Raw genomic sequence first — 17,028 nt, forward strand, 5'->3', positions numbered from 1 at the left:
GGCCCGCCCCTGGCTGGCACGGACATCGGGACCAACGAAGCCCCGGCGGGTCCGGTCACGCGCCGTACGGGTGAGGATGCGCCCGAACCCATGTCCGCACCCGGCCGTACCCGCTCAGATCCGGCCCCGTGACAGCTCCAGCAGCGTCATGGCGAGCGAGGTGCCGGGGGTGCCCAGCGCGTCCCTGAAGCGGCCCAGGATCTCGTTCTCGCGGGAGAGATTGACCCGGCGTCCCCCGGAGGCGATGCGGGCGTCCTGGATGACGGCCGAGACGGCCATCCGTTCCTGTACGAGACCGATGATCCGGTCGTCGAGCGCGTCGATGCGCTCACGCGCGCCGTCGATCACGGTGGCGGCCTCGCCGGTACGGGCGCCGGTGCGGTCGGTGCCGGTCCGGTCTTTGGCGGAGTGGTCGGTGCCGGTGGCGGAGTGGTCGGTGATGGTCATGAAGGGCTCCTCTGTAGGAAGGGGAGCCCCGGGCGGCGTACATCGGCCCGGACAACGCGGAACGCCCCGGGCCTTGTCGGCCCGGGGCGCCTGGGAAGTCGCTTGTCAGCTCAAGCGGCACGACCATGGCAGCCGGACGGGCCGGTGCCATAGGTAAAGACGGAGGTCGTGTACTCGCGCATGGCGGCAAGTATGCCGGAGCGGTCCGGGAGGCCCGCGCGGGGGTTCGGATGCTGAGACGAAAAGCTGTCTTCGCCCGCCGTTAGAATCGGTGTACCGAACCCCTTCACCGCCGGAAGGCCGCGCCCGTGCCAGCAGTACCCCCCGCCGCCCCCGACGCCGTACTCGTCGTCGACTTCGGCGCGCAGTACGCCCAGCTCATCGCCCGTCGCGTCCGGGAGGCCCGGGTCTACAGCGAGATCGTCCCCTCGACGATGCCGGTGGCCGAGATGCTGGCCAAGAACCCCAAGGCGATCATCCTCTCCGGCGGCCCGTCCTCCGTGTACGCGCAGGGCGCCCCGACCGTCGACCGCGCGCTCTTCGAGGCCGGGGTCCCGGTCCTCGGCATGTGCTACGGCTTCCAGCTGATGGCGACGACGCTCGGCGGGACGGTCGACAACACGGGCTCGCGCGAGTACGGCCGCACCGAACTGCACGTCTCCAAGCCCGCCTCCACCCTCTTCGAGGGGACCCCTGACCAGCAGCAGGTCTGGATGTCCCACGGCGACGCCTGCTCCGCCGCTCCCGAGGGCTTCACCGTCACCGCCTCCACGGATGTCGTGCCGGTCGCCGCCTTCGAGAACGACGAGAAGAAGCTGTACGGCGTGCAGCACCACCCCGAGGTCATGCACTCCACGTACGGCCAGCAGGTCCTGGAGCACTTCCTCTACCGAGGCGCCGGGATCCGGCCGACGTGGACGACCGGCAACGTCATCGAGGAGCAGGTCGCCGCGATCCGGGAGAAGGTCGGCTCCAGCCGCGCGATCTGCGGTCTCTCCGGCGGGGTGGACTCGGCCGTCGCCGCCGCCCTCGTACAGAAGGCGATCGGCTCGCAGCTCACCTGCGTCTACGTCGACCACGGTCTGATGCGCAAGGGCGAGACCGAGCAGGTCGAGAAGGACTTCGTCGCCGCGACCGGTGTGCAGCTGAAGGTCGTCGACGCGGCGGAGCGCTTCCTGGCCGCGCTGGCCGGGGTCTCCGACCCCGAGCAGAAGCGGAAGATCATCGGCCGTGAGTTCATCCGGGTCTTCGAGCAGGCCCAGGCGGAGATCATCGCCGAGGCCGAGCCCGGTGAGCCGGTCGAATTCCTCGTCCAGGGCACGCTCTACCCGGACGTGGTCGAGTCCGGCGGCGGCACCGGCACCGCCAACATCAAGTCGCACCACAACGTGGGCGGGCTCCCCGAGGACCTGGAGTTCTCCCTCATCGAGCCGCTGCGCCAGCTCTTCAAGGACGAGGTCCGGATGGTCGGCCAGGAGCTGGGCCTGCCGGACGAGATCGTCCAGCGCCAGCCCTTCCCGGGACCGGGTCTCGGCATCCGTATCGTCGGCGACATCACCCGCGAGCGGCTGGACCTGCTGCGCGAGGCGGACGCCATCGCCCGCGAGGAACTGACGGCGGCCGGCCTCGACCGCGACATCTGGCAGTGCCCGGTGGTCCTCCTCGCCGACGTCCGCTCCGTGGGCGTCCAGGGCGACGGCCGCTCGTACGGTCACCCGATCGTGCTGCGCCCGGTCTCCTCGGAGGACGCGATGACGGCGGACTGGACGCGGATGCCGTACGACGTACTGGCGAAGATCTCCACCCGCATCACCAACGAGGTCTCGGACGTGAACCGGGTGGTCCTGGACGTGACGAGCAAGCCGCCGGGCACGATCGAGTGGGAGTGACCGTCTCCGACAGGTCAATGCCGATGCCGTCGCTCATTCGTCCATTCGTCTGAGTGGCGGCATCGGCGTTTGTTCCGGTGTTCCGGTGTGTTCCGGTGTGCGGACCGGGATTCCGCGGCCGCAATTCACTCGCACCGCGCCGATCGCCTGTGCGAACGTCTCGACCATGTCCGACCACGACGAACTCCACGCCATCCTCGCCGCCCCCAACAACCCCCTCCTGACCTGGAACGCGCCTCTCTCCGAGGACCACGCCCGCTCCCTCATCGACGCCTGCGCCCTGCCCGACGGCGGGCGGGTGGTCGATCTCGGCTGCGGCTGGGGCGAGTTGCTGCTGCGGATGGTCGAAGGAGCCCCCGGCAGTACCGGTGACGGTGTGGACAGCGACCCCGTCGCCGTCGCACGCGGACAGCGGCTCGCCCGGGAGCGGGGGCTGGACGGGCGGGTCACCTTCCACGAGAAGTCCGCCGACGCCTGGACCCGGACCGGGTACGACCTCGCTGTCTGTATCGGGGCCGTGCACGCCTGGCCCGGTACGACCCGTGAGGCGCTGCGCGCCCTGCGCGCGACCGTGCGGCCCGGTGGGCACGTGCTCTTCGGGGACGCGTACTGGACCGAGAAGCCGACCGAGGCCGCCCTCAGGGGACTTGGCGCCGTGGAGGAGGAATTCGTCGGTTCGCTGGACGACCTCGTCCGGGCCGCCGCCGACGCGGGGTTCGCACCGCTGCGCACCACCGTCGCCGATCAGCGCGAGATGGATGTCTTCGAGTCCAGCGGCCGGGCCGGCTGGGGCGAGCGCTGGGCGCTCGACCACCCCGATCACCCGCTGCGTGACGCGGCGCGCGCCACCGCCGCCGGGCACCGTGCCGGGTATCTCGGAGGCTACCGGGGGTACTTCGGCTTCGCGTATCTCGTCCTCGGCGTCTGACACCTCCCGGATACGGCACAATTCCCAGTCACAGCAAGGTAGTTCAGGGGCGGGGAAGGCGGCATTCGGCGTGGCGGCGCAAGTGGTGGGACAGAGCACGCACGGCGGGGGCTGTACCTGCGGGAACTGCCCGCACGGGGCACCCGAGGGGCATCGGCGGGCCGTCGCGGCCTTCCTCGCGAAGCGGGAGGAGTTCGCGGCCGGTCAGGGTCTGCCCGCCGCGCTCGCGCACTCGCCCGGCGCGTCCAGGCAGTGGGTCTCCGACGAACTCACCCAGTCCGCGCGCGCCGTGGCCGACCGCAGCCGGGAGGCCGGCGACGCCTGGCTGCTCGCCGTCTGGCGGCACACGCTGTTCGTGGTGTGGGGGGCCGTCGCGGTGTTCGCGCTGGCACTGGCCGGGACCGCGATCGGCGCCGGCTGGAGCGTCGCCCGTACGGCGGGCCTCCTCGCCGCCCTCGTCGCGGCCGGGCTGCTCACCGGCGCGGCCAGGCTGCACCGTACGCGCGGCGGCCTCCTCGCCCCGCTCATCGGCGAGGACAACCGGCTGTCGACCTCCCGCACCGTCGCCTCCGCGTGGGTGTCGCTGCTCGTCTTCGCCGTGCTGGTGCTCGCGCTCCAGCTCGCCGGGGCGTCCGGCCACGAGACGCGCGACGAACTGATCGCCGGGCTCGAACTGGCCCGGGGCGCGGGCATGTTGACCGTGCTGGCCGTGGTGTGCGCGATCGCCGTCGTCGTACGCCGGGTGGTAGGCGTACGCGTCGCGGACCGGCGGCTCCAGAAGGTACGGGCCGAGCGACCGCGCCTCGCCGACCTGCTCTGCGACGACGCCGGGCGCGGCAGCTTCGCCGATGTCCAGTACACGCTGGTGACGGCCGTCGCCGTGCTGTTCTCGGCCGTGCGTCTCGCCCGCCGCCCCGAGCAACTGCCCGACCTGCCGTGGGCGCTGGCCCTGCTGGTCACGGTCTCGGCCGCGACGTACTTCGCCGGCAAGTGGGCGGAGGGCGGCCGTCCGGTGGTGCTGTCCGTCGTCCGGGCCCGTGAGGCGGGGGACCTGGACGCGCCGATCCGCACCGGCGACGACATCGAGATCCGGGGGACGGGTTTCGTACCGCCGGGCGCGGGCACGCCGGACCGGCTGGCCGGCATGGTCGTACGGATCGGGCCCGTCCATATCCACGTACCGCTCGTGCCGGTCCCCGGCGGCTTCCAGAACCCGTCGGACACGGTGCTCACCGTGCCCGTGCCGGTCGACGTGGAGCCGGGGCGGCTCGATGTGCAGGTGGTGACGGCGGCCGGGGTCGAGACCAACCGGATGCCGATCGACGTCGTGGACTGAGGCGGCAGACCGCCGGGGGGCCGGGCCGGGTGGCCGCTGAGCGCATTGTTCGTCGTATCCGTATGCATGCACGAGGCACGCGGGGACAATCGAGCCCTGCGAGCGACGTGGGCGGCGGAAAGGCAGGGCGCGCGATGGCGCACGGATACCGGACAGACACCTACGGGACGATGGGCGGTGAACGGCGGGGCTGGAAGGACACGGCTGCGACGTACTCCCTCGTCCCCTTGCGGATCTTCCTCGGCGTGACCTTCATCTACGCCGGACTCGACAAACTCACCGACAGCGCCTTCATGTCGGCGAACGGGCCCGGTTCCGTCGGCGAGCTGATGCGCAGCGTGCGCGACAGCTCCGCCATACCCGCGCTCGTCGACCTCTCCCTCAAGAGCCCCGAGGGCTTCGGCTACGCCATCGCCATCGGCGAACTGGCCGTCGGCCTCGGCACCCTGGTCGGGCTGCTGGCCCGGCTCGCCGCGCTCGGCGGCGCCCTGATCTCACTGAGCCTGTGGCTGACGGTGAGCTGGCAGTCGGACCCGTACTACTACGGCAACGACCTCGCCTACCTAATGGCCTGGCTGCCGCTCGTGCTCGCCGGCGCCTCGGTGTTCTCCCTGGACGCGGCCCTCGCCGACAGGCGGCGCCGAATGAGGTAGTCCGCCATCGACACGGCGGAGGCCAGGCACAGCCCGCCGCAGATGATCGGGACGATCACGTACCAGGGGGCGTCCCACCAGCCCCCGGCGTCACCGGCGAACACGGTGGCCGCGCCGGTCACGGCCAGCCCGGCCACCAGCTTGCCCGGCTTGAACTCATGCCGTAGCACGGATCACCTCCACCTGTCCGACACCGACTTCGAGCCGGAGATCCAGAGTGCCCCCCGGCTTCACGCCCTTGGGCGGGGACACCGTACGCGACCGGTCCTGGGCCGGTGCGAGGTCGATGTCGTTCGGTGGCTCACGGGGGAGCTGGACATCGCCGAGCCCCACCTCGGCGCGCACCTTCAACGTCACGTCGCGCGGTACGACGACCTTCAGCTTCCCCGCGCCGACCTCCGCCTTCGTACGGAGGGTGGTGCCCGCGGCCACGTCGACCCCGGCCAGGTCGAGCGTCCCGACGCCGGTGCCGAGTTCGTACGACGGCGCCACCGAGGCGACGGCCGGCGGGCGCCAGGTCGTACGGACCCAGTCCGTGCCGATGTCCTTCGGGACGGCCGCCGCGCCCGCGAGGAGCCCGGCGGTGAGGACCGTGAGGAAGATCGTGCCGAAGCCCGTACGCCCCAGGAAGGCGCTCACCGCGAGGCCGAGTCCGAACACGCCGAGCGCGGCGGCGAAGCCGATCTGGAGGCTCGTACCGAGCGGCTGGGAGTCCCACGACTGCCCCGTACCGACGGCGCCCGCGATCAGCGCCAGCAGGAAGACCGTGCCGCCGATCCCGCGCGGACCCCGCCGCCCGCACGACGAACTGCCGGCCCCCTTCCGCTTTCCGGCCCCGCCGCGTCCCGAACCCCCGCCGTCGTCGGCCTCGTCGTCGGGACCCCACAGATAGCCGGGCGGTGACTGCGGACCCGTCGTCCCGTCCTTGACGATCGGGTCGCGCCACCACGACGGGCTGCCGGGCGTCGGCGGCGCCTTCGTCTCCGGCGGAGCCTCGGCCACGGCCGCCGCCGTCCCCGGGTCGAGCGGGCCGCCCTCTTCAAGAGTGGCGCGCCGCCGCTGCGACCAGACGGCCGCGCCGATCGTGGCGATCGACAGCATCGTGGCGAAGCCGAGCGTGCCGCCGTTGTTGAGCATCGACAGGAACAGGCCGCAGCCCACGAGCGCCAGCAGGACGGCGATGAGGGACGCCCCGTCGACGCGGCCGGACAGCAGCCGGCGCAACTCGTTCTCCTCCTCGCCGTCGACCGGGACCAGCAGCCAGGCGAAGCCGTAGAAGATCAGCCCGATGCCACCGGTCAGGGTCAGTACGACGATGACGACCCGGAAGATGACCGGGTCGAGGTCGCAGTACCGCCCCAGCCCCCCGCAGACGCCCGCGACGACCTTCTGCCGGGGCGCGCGCACCAGCTGAGGCGCCGACGCCGACGCCGGCGGTGGCTGCGTGGAGGTGTGCGGTGCGGACTGAGTCATACGACCATGGTGACGGCCCGGCCGTCCGGTCTCCAGCCGTCCCGACCCTGGCCGGTCCCTGATATTCCCCGGTGGGCGGGGGAGGAGTGTCAGGGTCGTTCTCGGGGCCGCTCTCAGGGCGCAGCCCTGATGCCACGGCCCGCCCGGTCGTGTGACCATCAGTGGCATGCCGGTCGCCGCGCCCACCCCGCCCCCGCCTCCCTCGTCGTCGTCGGCCTCGGGATCGTCCTTGGGCGCGTCGGGCACGTCGGGTACCTCGGGCACGTCGGGATCGTCCTCGGGCACGGCCCGCAGCCGCAGCCGCGCGTCGGGCACGGCACCCGGGGCCGACGAGCACCCCCTGCGCAAGCTCTACCGCAGCGCCGACGGCCGGATGCTCGGCGGCGTCGCGCGCGGTCTCGCGGGCCATCTGGGGCTGCCGGTCGGCTGGGTGCGGCTGGTCTTCCTCGCGCTGTTCCTGGCCCAGGGACTCGGCGCGCTGCTGTACGCCGTCTTCTGGATCGTCGTCCCGCTCGGCCTCGGCGGTACGCCCACCGGGTCCCGCCCCCTGTTCGAGACGACCTCCGACGGGCGGCGCCGGCTCCGTAAACCCGACCGGGGACAGACCTTCGCGCTCATCGCGCTGTTCGTCGTCGGGACGGTCTTCGTCGCCGGCGCCGACCTCGGCCGCGGCGGCGCGGGGCACTACATCTGGCCGACGCTCCTCATCGGCGCCGGTGTCGTCCTGGTCTGGCGCCAGGCGGACAACGCCCGCCGCGAGCAGTGGGCCTCGCTCTCCACGGACAGCAGGCGCCGCAGGACGTTCCAGGTGGCCCGAGGACTGGCCGGTGTCGCGCTCGTCGGCATGGGTCTGACGGTCTTCATGGTCGTACGCGGCTCGGCCGCCCAGCTCGGCAACGTCCTGACGGCGGCCATCGCCGTCGTGGCCGGGGTCGCGCTGCTCGCCGGCCCCTGGCTCGTCCGGATGACCCAGGACCTCTCCGACGAGCGTCTGATGCGCATCCGCGCCCAGGAGCGCGCCGAGGTCGCCGCGCACGTCCACGACTCCGTCCTGCACACGCTCACGCTGATCCAGCGCAACGCGGACGACGGCGGCGAGGTCCGGCGCCTGGCCCGCGCACAGGAGCGGGAGCTGCGGGCCTGGCTGTACCGGCCGGAGGGCACCGGCAAGGACGAGGAGAACGAGCCCGACACCCTCGCCGAGGCCGTCAAGGCGACCGCCGCCGAGGTGGAGGACTACCACGGCGTACCGATCGAGGTCGTGGTGGTCGGCGACTGCCCGCTCGACGAGAAACTGACCGCACAGATGCAGGCAGCGCGCGAGGCAATGGTCAACGCCGCCAAGTACGGTGGCGAGGGAGGCGCCGTACAGGTCTACGCGGAGGTCGAGGGCCGGACGGTCTTCGTCTCCGTACGGGACCGGGGACCCGGGTTCGATCTGGACTCGGTGCCGGACGACCGGATGGGCGTACGGGAATCGATCTTCGGCCGGATGGAACGCAACGGCGGTACGGCGAGGGTGCGTTCGGCGCCCGACGGGGGCACGGAAGTGGAGCTTGAGATGGAGAGGGCGGCGGACGCATGACCGGCATCGGCGGAACGGGCGCGACGGGCGGCACGAGCGGTACGAGCGGCGACGACGAGGGTCCGGCCAGGCGCGTACGGGTGGTGCTGGTCGACGACCACCGGATGTTCCGCACCGGCGTACAGGCCGAGATCGGGCAGACGGAGACGACCGGCGTGGAGGTCGTCGGCGAGGCCGCCGACGTCGACCAGGCCGTCACGGTCATCACCGCGACCCGCCCCGAGGTCGTCCTGCTCGACGTCCACCTCCCCGGCGGCGGCGGCGTGGAGGTCCTGCGCCGCTGCGCCCCGCTGATGGCGGCGGCCGAGGACCCGGTGCGTTTCCTGGCGCTGTCGGTGTCCGACGCGGCGGAGGACGTCATCGGCGTCATCCGCGGCGGCGCGCGCGGCTATGTCACCAAGACCATCACCGGCACGGACCTGGTGGACTCGATCTTCCGTGTCCAGGACGGCGACGCGGTCTTCTCGCCGCGCCTGGCGGGCTTCGTGCTCGACGCGTTCGCCTCGACGGACGCGCCGCCGGTGGACGAGGACATGGACCGCCTCACCCAGCGCGAGCGCGAGGTGCTGCGGCTGATCGCGCGCGGTTACGCGTACAAGGAGATCGCCAAGCAGCTCTTCATCTCGGTGAAGACGGTCGAGTCCCATGTCTCGGCGGTGCTGCGCAAGCTCCAGCTCTCCAACCGGCACGAGCTGACCCGGTGGGCGACGGCGCGCAGGCTGGTGTGAGCGTGCTCGGTGCTCGCACCGAGCGGGCTCAGTGCGAGCAGAGCCACTTCGTGACGTAGTCCCGGCCGTCGTGGTGCATGAGCCCCCGGACGCACTCGCCGGGCGCCGTGTCGAGCGTGCCTGTCGCTGCGGTCGAGCCGCCCTCTGTACGGAGGGCGGCGAACCAGCCGGGGAACGCGGTGATCCGCGCGTCCTTGCGCTGGTAGCCCAGCTGGAGGGCGGCGGGCGCAGGGGTGTCGTGGCGTACGTAGCGCGTCGTGAACGTCCCCCTGCCGCCCACCGGGCCCTCGACGCAGAGTCGGCCCCCGGTGAGATCGCCGCAGCCGTCCGGGGTGACGCCGACCGGGGCGGGGACGAGCAGCGCGCCGAGGGTGAGGGCGGCGGCGTGGACCCGGCTGTGGCGCATGGCGTCATCGTCGTGCGGCAGAGCTGGGACGGCATCCGGGCTTGCGCCGGGTGGGCCCTAGGCGGGCCGGGTGGCGCCCGCGAACGGCATCTGGTCGATCGGGGCCATCCGTACATCGGCGCCGGGGCGCGGGGCGTGGATCATCTGCCCGCCGCCGACGTACAGCCCGACGTGCGAGATGCCGGAGAAGAAGAACACCAGGTCACCGGGGGCGAGCTGGGCGCGGGAGATCCGCTTGCCCGCGTTGATCTGGGTGTAGGTGGTACGCGGGAGGGAGACCCCGGCGGCGCGCCAGGCGGCCTGCGTCAGACCGGAGCAGTCGAATCCGTTCGGCCCGGTCGCGCCCCACACGTACGGCTTGCCGAGCGCCCCGCGCGCGTAGGCGATGGCGGCGGCGGCACGGCTGCTCGGCGCCGCTACGGCCGTGGCCGCGCCACGGCTCTCCGCGCGGTCGGCGCGCGGGTCGCCCGGCCCGGTGCTCGCCGCGTACCGCGCGCGCTCGGCGGCGGTGAGCCGGGCGAGCAGCTTCTCGGCGTCGGCGAGTTTCTTCTTCACGGTCGACTTGTACGTGGCCAGGTCGGCCTGACGGCTCTTCAGCTCGGCCAGCTTTCCGTCGGCCTTCGTACGTAAGCGGCCGAGTTCACCGAGCTGCGCACGCATCCTGTCGACCGCCCGCGCCTGCTGGAAGCCGGCCCGTTCGGCGAGCGCCGACCCGCGCAGGTACTCCTCCGGGTCGGAGTTGAGGGCGAGCTGTACGGCGGGGTCGAGGCCGCCCGCGCGGTACTGGGCGGTGGCGATCGAGCCGAGCGCGTTGCGCGAGGCGTTGAGCTGCGCCGTCCGCCGGGCGGCCCTGTCGCGCAACGTGTCCAGCGCGGCGCTCGCGTCGGCCGCCTTCTCCTTGGCGCCGTTGTACTTCTCGGTGGCGGCCTCCGCCTCGTGGTACAGCTTGTCGACCTTCGCCTTCACCTGGGCCGTGGTGAGCTGGGGGTCGGCGTGCGCGGGCCCTTCGAGACCGGTGGCCGTAGCGGCACCCGCGAGGGCCAGGGTGGCCGCCGTACGGCCGTACGGGACGCGATACGGGCGGTACTTGAATCGGGGTCGGCGGTGCGCTGCCACGACGGGGTCCACATCCTTCTTCGGTCCGGCTGTCGTGGAGGACGCTAGGCGCGACGGTCACGGAAGCGCGTCGGCATGCCCGCTATTGCCCGGAGCCGGTAGCTCCCCGTCGGATTGTGACGACCACGGGCACGGCCGCCACGCCGCTTTCGGACAGGACTTGATCAATCCGGCGACACGAGCCCACGGGGCGCCGAGCGGTGCTACGGGAACCCGTGGGCCATTGGCCATTGGCCATGGCGCCGGCCCCGGACCGGGCCGGATGGCGGCGCGGGTGCTCGCCGAGGGGGCACCAGGGTGCGCGCGATCCGCACCGGTCACGGCGCCCGATGGGAGCCGGTCCGGGCGGACGCAGCGTCCGGCGTCGTCGTGGCCGACCCGCTGTGGTGAGCGCCGTGCGGGCGGGCGCTGGGTGGCGTGGCGTTCGGCGACGACGAGTGCGCCCGCCGGACGGCTTTCCTGCCGTTCCCTCCCGGTGGGAGAGCCGGTCCGCGCGGGGCCGGGCGTCCGGCGGCGTCGTGGGCGACGGACCCGCCGTCGGTGAGCCGGTCCGGCCGGACGCCGGTGACGTGCCGTCGGTGCCGGCCAGGACGGAACAGCCCCGCCCCCACCGCCTCAGGCCGGGCGCACGCTCCCGTAGATCGGCATGTAGTAGATCGACTCCTCGCGCACGTTCGCCCCCGGCTTCGGCGCGTGGATCATCTTGCCGTCGCCCTTGTAGATGCCGACGTGGCTGATGTCGTCGTAGAAGAACACCAGGTCGCCGGGGAGCAGATCCGCCGTGGCGACCCGCTTGCCGACCTTCACCTGGTCCCAGGTCGTACGCGGCAGCTGCACGCCCGCCGCCTTCCAGGCCGCGGCCGTCAGCCCCGAGCAGTCGTAGGAGCTGGGGCCGGTGGCGCCCCACACGTACGGCTTGCCGATCTGGGCGCGCGCGAAGGCGAGGACCTTCTCGGCCTTGGCCGCGTACGTACCGTCCGTGGCCCCCGAACCGGTGCCGGAGCCGGTGTCCGTGCCGCCGCCGCCCGTGGCGGGCGGCTGCTCCGCCTCCCGCGCCTCCTCCTGGCGCTTGCGCTCCGCCGCCTCCTCCTTGGCCTTCGCCTCGGCCTTGCGGCGCGCCTCCTCTTCCTTCTTCCGCTCCAGCGCGGCGAGCCGCGCCTTCTCCTCCGCCGTCAGATCCGCCAGCAGCGACCGCGCCGCCGCGAGCTTGTTCTGGACCTTCTGCTTGCCCTCCTTGAGCGAGGCCTGCGACTCCGTCAGCGTCTCCAGGCTCTTCGTCGCCTTGGCGCGCTGCTCGGCCGCGGACCGCTGCTCCTTCTGGAAGTCCTCGACCGCCTCCTGCTGGCGGTCGGTCAGCCGGTCCATGAGCTGGGTCTGTTCGAAGTACGACTCCGGGCTGTCGGCGAACATCAGGGCCGCCGTGGGACCGACCGCGCCCGCGCGGTACTGCGCCGCCGCATAGGTACCGAGGGCGCGCCGCGCCTCGTTCACCTTGTCGGCGCTCTTGGCGACGTCGTCCAGGACCCGGTCGACCGACTTGCGCTGGGTGTCGGTCGCCTCCTTGGCCTTGTTGTACTGCTGGGTCGCCGTACCGGCCTGCCGGTACAGGTCGTCGACCTTCTTCTGCACCTCTTCGACCGAGGGCTTGGGCTCGGCGGGCGCGGCGGTGGCGCTCTGCGTGGAGAGCAGCGTGACCGAGGCGAGCGCGGCTGTCGTGAAACCGACGGCCGGTGAATTCGCGCGCACTCCGGTGCGAGTGCGCGTTTTGCGATGCGACGCCAAGGCCGGCATCTCCTTCCGTGGACCGCCTACCGGGTTAGCTGTCGGGTTCGGGCGGAACGGAAGGCTGCCCTACGGGCCTGGGTGTACGGCCCGATTCACCCCGGTGGAACTTGGTGGGTCCCCGGTTCCGAACTCCCTTCGGGGAAGCCCGGATTCGGCGCAGGCCGCCCGCTTGGCGCTGATCGCCGGTGGAGTACGGACCGCCTCGGCGTGCACGCTAGCCAATCTGTGGTGTCCCTGTGAAGGTTGGTGGCCGATATGCCCGATACATTTTCGTGACCTTTCGCATATGCCGTCGTGGGCACCTCCGCAAACGGTCGGGGGAATCCCCGCGAGGCCATGTGGCGGTTGGCTGTCAGTGCGGCACCCTAGACTCAGGAAGCGATGAGCAGCCTCTTTGACGACAGCTTCCTGGCGGACCTCCAGCCCTCGGCCGAGGAGCCCCCGCCGCCGCCCGAGGACACCGCGCCGGAGCAGGTGCCCGACGATCTCTTCGGAGGGAAGTTCGACGTGCCCCCGCCCAGGGATCCGTACCACCGCGACGGTGCCCCGCGCACGGTCGTGGACCCGGCGGCGCTGCTCGAAGGGCTGAACGAGGAGCAGCGGGCCGCCGTCGTGCACACCGGATCGCCGCTGCTCATCGTGGCCGGCGCCGGCTCCGGCAAGACCCGGGTGCTGACCCATCGGATCGCGCATCTGCTGGGGACCCGCAGTGTGCATCCGGGCGAAATACTGGCGATCACGTTCACCAACAAGGCCGCCGGCGAGATGAAGGAGCGCGTCGAGCAGCTCGTCGGACCGCGGGCGAACGCGATGTGGGTGATGACGTTCCACAGCGCCTGCGTGCGGATCCTGCGCCGTGAGTCGAAGAGGCTCGGCTTCACGTCCTCGTTCTCGATCTACGACGCGGCCGACTCCAAGCGGCTGATGGCCCTGGTCTGCCGTGATCTGGATCTGGACCCCAAGCGGCACCCCCCGAAGTCGTTCAGCGCCAAGATCTCGAATCTGAAGAACGAGCTGATCGACGAGGAGACCTTCGCCGGTCAGGCGACGGACCCCTTCGAGAAGACGCTGGCCGAGGCGTACCGGATGTACCAGGCGAGGCTGCGCGAGGCCAACGCCCTGGACTTCGACGACATCATCATGACGACGGTCCATCTGCTCCAGGCGTTCGACGAGGTCGCCGAGCACTACCGCCGCCGCTTCCGCCATGTCCTGGTGGACGAGTACCAGGACACCAACCACGCGCAGTACACCCTGGTGCGCGAGTTGGTCGGCCCGTCCGGCGAGGGACACGACCCGGCCGAGCTGTGCGTCGTCGGTGACGCCGACCAGTCCATCTACGCGTTCCGGGGCGCCACGATCCGTAACATCCTCCAGTTCGAGGAGGACTATCCGGACGCGACGACGATCCTGCTGGAGCAGAACTACCGCTCCACGCAGACGATCCTCAGCGCGGCCAACGCGGTCATCGAGCGCAACGAGAGCCGTCGCCCCAAGAATCTCTGGACGAAGGCGGGAGCCGGCGCCCTGATCACGGGGTACGTGGCCGACACCGAGCACGACGAGGCGCAGTTCGTCGCCGACGAGATCGACCGTATGACGGACGCGTCGGAGGCAAAGGCGGGCGATGTCGCCGTCTTCTACCGGACGAACGCGCAGTCGCGTGTCTTCGAAGAGATCTTCATCCGCGTCGGCCTGCCCTACAAGGTCGTCGGCGGCGTGCGCTTCTACGAGCGCAAGGAGGTCCGCGACGTCCTGGCCTATCTGCGTGTCCTCGCCAACCCGGAGGACAGCGTCCCGCTGCGCCGTGTGCTGAATGTGCCCAAGCGCGGCATCGGCGACCGGGCCGAGGCGATGATCGACGCGCTCGCGGCGCGGGAGAAGATCTCCTTCGCCCAGGCGCTGCGCCGGGTGGACGAGGCGTACGGCATGGCGGCCCGCTCGTCGAACGCGGTGAAGCGCTTCAACACGCTGATGGAGGACCTGCGGACGATCGTCGAGTCCGGCGCCGGCCCGGCGACGGTCCTGGAGGCCGTGCTGGAACGGACCGGCTATCTGGCGGAGTTGCAGGCGTCGACCGACCCGCAGGACGAGACGCGGATCGAGAACTTGCAGGAACTGGCCGCCGTGGCGATGGAGTTCGAGCAGGAGAGGTCCCAGGCGGCGGGGTCGGACACGACGGCGCCCACCGCTGACGCTCCCCCCGCCGACGACGCGCCCGACGCGCCCGACGCGGCGCCCGCCGCCGCGTCCGGCAGCCTCGCCGAGTTCCTGGAGCGGGTCGCGCTCGTCGCCGACTCCGACCAGATCCCCGACGAGGACGAGGACGGCTCCGGGGTCATCACGCTGATGACGCTGCACACGGCCAAGGGACTCGAATTCCCGGTCGTCTTCCTGACGGGCATGGAGGACGGTGTCTTCCCGCACATGCGCGCGCTCGGCCAGGCGAAGGAGCTGGAGGAGGAGCGCCGGCTGGCGTACGTGGGCATCACCCGCGCCCGTGAGCGGCTCTATCTGACCCGGTCCTCGATGCGCAGCGCGTGGGGCCAGCCCTCGTACAACCCGCCGTCGCGCTTCCTGGAGGAGATTCCGGGCGAGCATCTGGAGTGGAAGCGCACCGGCCCGATGGCCGCCCCGGCCGGACCGACGTCGGGGATCACGTCCTCGCTGTCCGCGTCCCGCTCACGCTCCGGCCCGGCGGGCTTTGCCACGCGGCGCGCTACCGAGAAGCCGGTCATCTCACTGGCCGTGGGGGACCGGGTCACACATGACCAGTTCGGGCTCGGGACGGTCGTCACGGTGACGGGGTCGGGCGCCGACGCGCAGGCGACGATCGACTTCGGTGACTCCAAGCCGAAGCGGCTGCTGCTGCGGTACGCGCCGGTCGACAAGCTGTAGAAGCGGCGTCGGGGAAGTCCCGAAGAAGCGGCACGGACGTGGGGGCCCCCGAGGCCCGCCACGCCGGTGTCGGTGTCGGTGTCGGAGAGGTACGTCGCGGTGGCGGGTGGGTGCGCGCGACGGCGCCCCACCCACGCTCCTACGACAGGTTGAGTCCGTGGCTGCGGAACCAGCCCAGCGGGTCGATCGCCGAGCCGCCGCCCGGCCGTACCTCGAAGTGCAGGTGCGGACCGGTGGAGTTGCCCGAATTCCCCGAGTACGCGATCTCGTCACCGGCCTTGACCGAGCCGGAGCGGATCTTCGTGCTGCTGAGGTGGCAGTACCAGGTCTCGGTGCCGTCGGCGGCGGTCACGATCGCCATGTTGCCGTAGGCGCTGTTCCACTGTGTACGGACGGTGCCGTCCGTCGCGGCCATCACCGGAGTGCCGTACGAGACGGGGAAGTCGATGCCCGTGTGCATCGACATCCAGTTGACGCCGGCCTGGCCGTAGTACGCGCTGAGGGCGTGATTCGCGACGGGAATCGCGAACTTGGGGCGGGCGGCCTCCTTGGCCGCGGCCTCCGCCTCGCGCTTCTTCTTCTCCGCCGCCTGCCGTTCCTTCAGGTCGATGCGCTCCTGGGTGCGGCTGGCGCGGTCCCCGAAGTCCCGTGCGTCGGCGTCGAGAGCGGCGAGTTGGGTGTCGAGCTTGTTGTTCACCGCGGCGGGTTTGACCGCTGTCGTGTCCGAGGCGGTGACGGCCGTCGCGTCGTCCTTGGTGTCCTCGGCGCCGAGTCCGCCGACCGACGCGGCGGCGATACCGGCGACGCCCATCACACAGGCGGAGGGAACGGCGACGGTGAGCAGGGCCGAACGCTTCGCCGGTGTACGGCGCCTGCCGCGGCTGCCTCCGGCGGCCCGGCGGACGGGGCGGGGCGTGATGGTCGCGGCGGTGACGGTGGCGGCGGCCCCGACGAGCTGGTCCGCGTGGTCGGAGTGGTCCGGGTACTCCGGGTGTTCCGGAAGCTCCGCGTCGAAGTCCACTGCCGATTCCGACACCTGTTCAGGCTCCGGACCGGGCGTGTCGTAGTCGTGCTCGCCGTCGTACGCGGGCAGTTCGTACTCGGCCGGGGTGAACTCCGGCTGCTCGTACTCGGTTTCGTGCTGGTGCTCGACCTCGGGCTCGTACGCGGCCGGCTCGTATCCTGCCGGGTCGTACGCGGCGGGCTGCTCGTACGCCCCCGACTCGTAGGACTCGTACGTCGTGGTGTCGCCGTAGTACGGGGCCTCGGCCTGGAACGGTACGTCCGGCTGGGCGGCCGGTGTTCCGGAGTTCCACGCGGTGGCGTCGTACGCGCCGGTGTCGGCGACGGGCGCCGCCCACTGGTCGGCCGGGGTGTTCAGGCCGGTCGCGTCATAGCCGTAACTGGCAGCCTGGTTCGCCTCGTTCCAGGCGGTCGCGTCCCACTGGCCCGTCGTGTCGTACGACTGCTGGGGCTGCTGCGACTGCTGGGGCTGTGCCGCGTACGCGTCGTACGCCTCGTACGGGACCTGGGGTGCTTGCGGCGCCTGCGCGGCGTAGGGGTCGTAACCCGCGTTCCACTGCGCGGAGTCGTAACTGCCGCTGTGCTCCGCCTCGTACGTGACCGTGCCCACCGGGCTCGTGCCCGGAAGCGCGCCGAAAAGCGGATCGCTGTCGAAGCTGCCTGTGGAGTAGCCGTCGTGGGCGGCGTATCCGGCGTGGGGGTGCTGGTCGTTCACCAACTTCTCTCTCGCCTCGGCAGCAGGACCAGGCTCCTGGGGCCGT

At 71.7% G+C, this 17,028-nt stretch carries 13 protein-coding genes and 1 riboswitch; of the genes, 7 read left to right on the forward strand and 6 right to left on the reverse strand.

The window, feature by feature from the left end:
- Positions 1-114 precede the first annotated feature (114 nt).
- Positions 115-447, reverse strand: coding sequence for a chorismate mutase (locus ACFYNU_RS18520; RefSeq protein ID WP_356586927.1), 333 nt, complete (start codon positions 445-447; stop codon positions 115-117).
- Between the two features lie 308 nt (positions 448-755).
- On the opposite strand from ACFYNU_RS18520, the gene guaA reads away from it, so the two are divergent.
- The 4 genes from guaA (at position 756) to ACFYNU_RS18540 (ending at position 5,253) form a co-directional block, all read left to right on the forward strand.
- The gene (gene guaA, locus ACFYNU_RS18525) at positions 756-2,336 is read left to right on the forward strand and encodes a glutamine-hydrolyzing GMP synthase (RefSeq protein ID WP_356586929.1); all 1,581 of its coding nucleotides are present in this window, start codon (positions 756-758) and stop codon (positions 2,334-2,336) included.
- A 166-nt stretch (positions 2,337-2,502) separates the two neighbouring features.
- Positions 2,503-3,264, forward strand: a complete 762-nt coding sequence (locus ACFYNU_RS18530) for a class I SAM-dependent methyltransferase (protein ID WP_356586931.1) — start codon at positions 2,503-2,505, stop codon at positions 3,262-3,264.
- Between the two features lie 70 nt (positions 3,265-3,334).
- On the forward strand, positions 3,335-4,600 hold the full coding sequence (locus ACFYNU_RS18535; RefSeq protein ID WP_356586933.1) for a hypothetical protein: 1,266 nt from the start codon (positions 3,335-3,337) through the stop codon (positions 4,598-4,600).
- A gap of 134 nt (positions 4,601-4,734) precedes the next feature.
- Positions 4,735-5,253 (forward strand): DoxX family protein, encoded by a 519-nt coding sequence (locus tag ACFYNU_RS18540; RefSeq protein ID WP_356586935.1) that lies wholly within the window; start codon positions 4,735-4,737, stop codon positions 5,251-5,253.
- Positions 5,254-5,409: 156 nt separating this feature from the next.
- Here ACFYNU_RS18540 and ACFYNU_RS18545 read toward each other — a convergent pair whose 3' ends face one another.
- Positions 5,410-6,726, reverse strand: coding sequence for a PspC domain-containing protein (locus ACFYNU_RS18545; RefSeq protein WP_356586937.1), 1,317 nt, complete (start codon positions 6,724-6,726; stop codon positions 5,410-5,412).
- Between the two features lie 166 nt (positions 6,727-6,892).
- Here ACFYNU_RS18545 and ACFYNU_RS18550 point away from each other — a divergent pair, with 166 nt between their 5' ends.
- Both ACFYNU_RS18550 and ACFYNU_RS18555 read left to right on the forward strand, forming a co-directional pair.
- Positions 6,893-8,311 (forward strand): PspC domain-containing protein, encoded by a 1,419-nt coding sequence (locus ACFYNU_RS18550; protein ID WP_356586939.1) that lies wholly within the window; start codon positions 6,893-6,895, stop codon positions 8,309-8,311.
- Positions 8,308-9,039, forward strand: a complete 732-nt coding sequence (locus tag ACFYNU_RS18555) for a response regulator transcription factor (RefSeq protein ID WP_356586941.1) — start codon at positions 8,308-8,310, stop codon at positions 9,037-9,039. Before ACFYNU_RS18550 ends, ACFYNU_RS18555 begins: the two co-directional genes overlap by 4 nt.
- Positions 9,040-9,067: 28 nt before the next feature.
- Here the strand turns inward: ACFYNU_RS18555 and ACFYNU_RS18560 are convergent, their stop codons facing one another.
- From ACFYNU_RS18560 to ACFYNU_RS18570, 3 genes are all read right to left on the reverse strand, one after another.
- Positions 9,068-9,445, reverse strand: coding sequence for a hypothetical protein (locus ACFYNU_RS18560; protein ID WP_356586943.1), 378 nt, complete (start codon positions 9,443-9,445; stop codon positions 9,068-9,070).
- Positions 9,446-9,502: 57 nt separating this feature from the next.
- The gene (locus ACFYNU_RS18565; RefSeq protein WP_356586945.1) at positions 9,503-10,561 is read right to left on the reverse strand and encodes a C40 family peptidase; all 1,059 of its coding nucleotides are present in this window, start codon (positions 10,559-10,561) and stop codon (positions 9,503-9,505) included.
- Positions 10,562-11,176: 615 nt separating this feature from the next.
- Positions 11,177-12,352 carry an NlpC/P60 family protein gene (locus ACFYNU_RS18570; protein WP_356586947.1) on the reverse strand — a complete coding sequence of 392 codons (1,176 nt, stop codon included), beginning with the start codon at positions 12,350-12,352 and terminating at the stop codon, positions 11,177-11,179.
- A riboswitch (cyclic di-AMP (ydaO/yuaA leader) is annotated at positions 12,351-12,513 on the reverse strand. It overlaps the preceding gene by 2 nt.
- Positions 12,514-12,727: 214 nt before the next feature.
- Here ACFYNU_RS18570 and pcrA point away from each other — a divergent pair.
- Entirely contained in the window at positions 12,728-15,244 is a 2,517-nt protein-coding gene (gene pcrA / locus ACFYNU_RS18575; protein WP_356586949.1) for a DNA helicase PcrA, read from the forward strand.
- A gap of 139 nt (positions 15,245-15,383) precedes the next feature.
- Here the strand turns inward: pcrA and ACFYNU_RS18580 are convergent, their stop codons facing one another.
- A complete protein-coding gene (locus tag ACFYNU_RS18580) occupies positions 15,384-16,982 on the reverse strand; it encodes a peptidoglycan DD-metalloendopeptidase family protein (RefSeq protein WP_356586951.1) in 1,599 nt (532 codons plus the stop codon).
- Between the last annotated feature and the right edge of the window lie 46 nt (positions 16,983-17,028).

It is taken from the genome of Streptomyces sp. NPDC006643 (assembly GCF_042870175.1).
In the GTDB taxonomy this organism is placed as follows: domain Bacteria; phylum Actinomycetota; class Actinomycetes; order Streptomycetales; family Streptomycetaceae; genus Streptomyces.